Annotated in this window: 5 protein-coding genes and 2 pseudogenes; all 7 read right to left on the bottom strand. The window is 58.4% G+C overall.

Features of this window, described 5'->3' with window-relative positions; genetic code table 11:
* Window positions 1-322: 322 nt before the first annotated feature.
* Window positions 323-484, bottom strand: a complete 162-nt coding sequence (locus IVA91_RS32325; RefSeq protein ID WP_247460308.1) for a WGR domain-containing protein — start codon at window positions 482-484, stop codon at window positions 323-325.
* A 408-nt stretch (window positions 485-892) separates the two neighbouring features.
* A complete protein-coding gene (locus IVA91_RS32320) occupies window positions 893-1,672 on the bottom strand; it encodes a YggS family pyridoxal phosphate-dependent enzyme (RefSeq protein ID WP_247460306.1) in 780 nt (259 codons plus the stop codon).
* Window positions 1,673-1,907: 235 nt separating this feature from the next.
* The gene (locus tag IVA91_RS32315) at window positions 1,908-2,783 is read right to left on the bottom strand and encodes an acyl-CoA dehydrogenase family protein (protein ID WP_247460305.1); all 876 of its coding nucleotides are present in this window, start codon (window positions 2,781-2,783) and stop codon (window positions 1,908-1,910) included.
* Window positions 2,784-2,830: 47 nt separating this feature from the next.
* Window positions 2,831-3,084 (bottom strand): annotated as a pseudogene (locus IVA91_RS36710) (tripartite tricarboxylate transporter permease).
* A gap of 13 nt (window positions 3,085-3,097) precedes the next feature.
* A complete protein-coding gene (locus tag IVA91_RS36705) occupies window positions 3,098-3,283 on the bottom strand; it encodes a tripartite tricarboxylate transporter permease (protein ID WP_253075111.1) in 186 nt (61 codons plus the stop codon).
* 110 nt (window positions 3,284-3,393) lie between these two features.
* Window positions 3,394-3,456, bottom strand: a pseudogene (locus IVA91_RS32305) (arylamine N-acetyltransferase); the annotation flags it as partial.
* 26 nt (window positions 3,457-3,482) lie between these two features.
* A complete protein-coding gene (locus tag IVA91_RS32300; RefSeq protein WP_247460303.1) occupies window positions 3,483-3,632 on the bottom strand; it encodes a hypothetical protein in 150 nt (49 codons plus the stop codon).
* Between the last annotated feature and the right edge of the window lie 1,162 nt (window positions 3,633-4,794).

Genomic DNA, 4,794 nt, shown 5'->3' with positions numbered 1-4,794 from the left:
TCCATGACTCGATGGAAGCCACTGTGGACCCTTATCCCGGGGTCCCGATTGGATGCCGATCACCCCGAAAACGGGGTCCTTATTCCATGCCGAAACACACGCCGGCATCGACGTGAAGGTCGGCTGCACGCAAACGACGGTGTTACCGCTCAAAATCCTTCTGAGAAGCAAATTGTCCATCAGTAGCTTGAAACGCAGGCTCGAGCGTCCGCGTATGACTTGATTCGCATAAGCTGCAGCTTTGCTGGCGACTTTGGTGTTGCGGTGGACGGAACCGCTCACTGCAGCTGTGGGGCTTCGCCGGAAGTCGCCACGACGGGCTTTACGCACGAGCCAAGCCTCGAGCGCCTCGGCGGCCCTGCACCCGGGCCCAACGAACACATCGAGGCGCCGGCGGCCGCTGGCCGAGACGACCCCATTCCCGCAGCAATGCAGTGCCGCCAAACAGGGGTGGCTCGATCGTGAGCACATAGAAACGGGCCATGTTCCGGGCCGGATCGCAAGCTTCAAGCACGAAGTATTGCACCGTGAGTTCGGACATGTGCCAGAATCGCATGCCACCGAAACGGCCGTCCAAATAAACTACTGAATCGATCAGGACGAACGATTCAAAATTTCATGCCAGCGAGCAAACGAATGCGGCGCGTTCACCGAATTTCAGGAGATTTCCGGGCTATTTTCCAGCCGCTCAAAGAGCGAGAATTGGCGTCGCCCCTGTGGGACCCAGCTTACGGCTGCGCTGAAGCCCCGCAAGCGGGCTTCCCCTTACCGGGCTGCCATCTCCGGATTGATAGTCGCCGCACCCATTGTGGCTCGGATTCTGCTCATGGAGCGGCGGACCGCTTCAAGGGAGGCCGCGCTCGCGTTTTAGCGCCGTGCGAAGCACTATGCATTAAGACGATCCTTCGTTCCCTCTAAGGAGCCCGGGCCAGTAGTGTCGGTCTTTCGTCGGTCGCGGCCCAAAAATGGCCTGGCCAACTCTAATGACGTCAGCCCCCTCTTCGATTGCCATCTCGAAGTCGCTTGTCATACCCATAGAGAGCAGGTTAAGTCGCGGCGATATCCTGTCGCGTAGCGCGTCTCGCAACTGCCGCAGCAACTTGAAACACCCGCGAACCTTGTCGGCGTCACGACTGAAGATTGCGAGAGTCATAAAGCCGCGAGCAATCAGGGCCGGATAGTCGGGAAGCCGACGCACAAAGTCGCCCACTTCGATTGGCGAGAGACCGTATTTGCTCACCTCACCGGAGGTGTTGACCTGGACGAATACGTCGAGACGTCTACCTTCGGCGCCGAGCCGGGCCTGGAGCGCATCGGCCAATCGTATGCTGTCCAGCGCGTGAAACTCGCTGGCGAATTTGATCATCGAATTCACTTTGTTTGTCTGGAGGTGGCCGATGATACTCCAGTTCAGCGACAGATCTGCGAGATCTCGAGCCTTGCCCTCGGCTTCCTGAACTTTGTTTTCCCCGAAGTTAGAGAGGCCGAGTTCGGACGCGATACGGATGAGGGCGGTTGGCACCGTCTTGCTAACGGGCAACAGACGAACTTCCGAGCGGCGACGGCCTGCCCGCACGCAAGCCGTCTTTATCCGTTGTTCAAGTTCATCGAGATTGGAGCGAAAAAGCGAGCGCGGATCATTCGTGAACCTCTCGTTCTCTATTTCTGACATCGTCCGCTCCCTGCTGGTCCCTCACTCGACTCTTCAGTGAGCGAGAGATCACGACATACTGAATTTCGATCGTTCCGTCCAGATATTGGGCCGTCTTTGCCGCGGTCACATGACGCGCTATCGGCATCTGGGTCAAAAGTGCTCTCGCGCCAATCGATTGCATACACTGTATGATGCCGTTCATTGCGGCTCTCGTGGCGAACTTTTTGCGTGGGCGGCGTCAACGCTAGCGCGTTCACCGCGATCGAGCTTGGATGCCACAGCAGAGAACAACAGTCGCGCGGCGTGAAGATCCGTCGCGACGTCCGCCAGCAGCCATTGCAGCCCTGAAAATCGATGGTTTTCGAACCAAAGGCGGTGACCCATGTCGTCGGTCGTTCGTGGCCGCCAGCGCGCGATCGAGCAAGGCCTCCATCATTCCACAGCACAGGGCTGCGACGAGCGTTCGGGCGACGTCGACACCGGCCATGGCACGTTTGAAGCCGTCGCCCGGAGGAAAGAGCACTGCGGCCTCGTCTACGGGGCAATCCGACAATTCGATCCCAGCGAGCCCCATGGCGTGACACCCGACTAGATCGTACGGCGGCGTCACCGACAAGCCCGCAGATCGTCGCTCCGCCAGAAAGCCAGCCGAACGCGCACGCATGGCCAGTATCCGCCCAGGGTGGGCGAGGCTACCCTGCACCGTGCGTTTGCTGGCGTGCCGATTCTGCGCCATCTCGCGGGTGGCGCGTTCGTCGAAATACTTCTTGGCTTGGAGCTCTTGTTGCCTGGACCGTCTCTCGTCTTTACTGGGCCGCGAAGCGACCGGCCCTTGAACGACTAAAAGCTCACTCCGCGGGTCGGGCGGTCGCGACGCCGTTCCTCCGCGACGTCGAGCGCCGCAACTGGCCTTCGGCTTGCGCAAGCGCACGTAGACCTGTGCCGCCAAAAGCGTCAAGCAAAGGAACAGAAAGAATGCGCTGATCGGCCGCTCGACGAAAATCATGGCGTCACCGCGCGAGACCAGCAGCGAACGGCGGAAGTTCTCTTCGAGGCGTGGCCCCAGGACGTAGCCGAGCAGGATGGAGGCCGGGTGGAAATCGAGCAACAGCAGCAGATAGCCGGTCAACCCGACGACGACGGTCTTGCCGACTGGAACATGTCTTTGTCGGTCGATTAAACGCCGATCGCGAAGAACACCGCACTTGGATAGAGATATTTGTAGGGAATCATCAGGAGCTTCACCCAGAGCCCGATCAGCGGGACATTCAGCAGGACCAGCATGGTGTTGCCGATCCAGAAGCTCGCGATCAGGCCCCAGAAGATGTGGGGTGCTCTTTGATCAGTTGGGGACCGGGCACGATGCCCTGGATCATCAGCGCACCCAGAATCAGAGCCATGACTGCGTCCCCGGGAATGCCAAGGCTCATAGTCGGGATGAAGTCACCCTGCACGGACGAATGCGTTCGATGCCTCCGGGCAGGCGACGCCTTCAATCATGCCGGTGCCGAACTTCTCTGGCGTTTTCGAAACCTTTTTCTCAGCCGCGTAGGAGATAAAGGACGCGATCGTTGGTCCCGTTCCGGGAATGAGCGAGCAAAGGCTCCCGATGATGGTGCCGCGCAACATCGCGGGGATCGAGCGGCGGAGCTCATCGCGCGATGGGCGCAGATCGCGCAGGCCGACGGAGCCCCCAATGCGCACCCTGCAAAGAAGGGCCGGACCGTGAAATCGAGTGCTTCGAGCGCCAAGCCAAACAACTTGTTCAATTCGAAGCAATAGCCGCCTCGCCGGGCATCGATCAGTTTGGCCCAGATCGACTTTTCAGTCAGATCGGGTTATCGCCTAGCAAAACATCAAAGTTCTCATAGGGGATCGCACGCATTTGAGCCTGCTGTAGCGCAAGAAGGCCATCAAGCGTTGTCGGGACTTGAGCAAGGCCGATCCGATCGAGATAGGACGCAATTTTAAATGCCATGGCACGTCCTTGATATCTGGATTCGTTTGATTAAGGGGCCGGACGCGCGATGACTTCGCAGGGCAACGTGTAGAAGGTGGCCATCTCTCCTATAGAAATGAAACAGCCTGAGCACTCCGACGACAGCCTCAGTGCCGGTATCGAGCCAACGGGCCATTTGTGCACGGCCGGAACAGCCCGTAGGACTTCCGATCCGCGGCGGTTTGCAACGGCGATCTTCCAGCCTTGCGAATCATGTCGTCTCGCCTCGCCGCGAACGCTCCGCGTTTCCAGATCCACAGGGCGCCTGGTTGCCCGATACAGGCGTGGCGTTTACGAATTGCTTGCGTTGAGCTCATCAAATATCCTAGCCGGGCGCTTTGCTTCGCTCTTGCGCGAACAAGTTGATCTGCGGGCGCTTCTGCATTTCGGCAATCCACATGATGCCCCTGGCCGTCGGAACGGCCGCTTGTCGCCACCTGATCTGCGATTACATGCCGCGCTGGCCTTGAGATCCTGGATGATTTCGAGATTTCCACCGTGTCGGCAATATGGCCGGTCGCGCGATGCCATCCATTGTGCTGCGTAGCGCCGCCAACGTTCGAAGAATGACGGAGTTGCTCGATAGAATAGATAGCTTTCATCTGAACTCTTGAGTCGTGACGGCGAGAGACCGCTGTTCTTGAAATGCGTCCTTCACCGTCGCTGCAATCAACATGCCGAAAACCGTTATGCTAGTCTTGCTGCAAGACAACAACACCATGTGCGTTGCGAGCGCGCGCGGAAACATTTTACGCCCTGATGTCAGGGGCCGGACATGAACGTCTTCAAGACGACACGGCTGAAAACAAACATAGGGGAGTCAAAACATAATACGATCCCCTTGCCGACCTCGCTCGCGTCTGCGCCATGTGCCTGAAACTACATTCTGTGAAGTCTAGCCCAATCGTGCGAGCTTCGTTCACAAACGCCTCCTCATTTATGTGACGCTTCAATAGCCTTCACTTTGCGCATCGATGCCGTCACGGAGCGTCTACCCCTTCAAAGCGGCAACAACGGCGGACAGCGTAAGCGCTTAGCCGTGCTTTCAATTACCCATAATCTTTGCCTCGATCGCGGCTCCCAGTTCGATGTCAGTCAGCCGCGATAGTCCGCGCCAGATCACGGTATTTCCTGGAGGCGG

Source organism: Bradyrhizobium sp. 153, from assembly GCF_023073835.1.
Taxonomy (GTDB): Bacteria; Pseudomonadota; Alphaproteobacteria; order Rhizobiales; family Xanthobacteraceae; genus Bradyrhizobium.
Note: the sequence above shows the minus strand (reverse complement) of the source record. Positions and strands in the feature narration are given on the sequence as shown.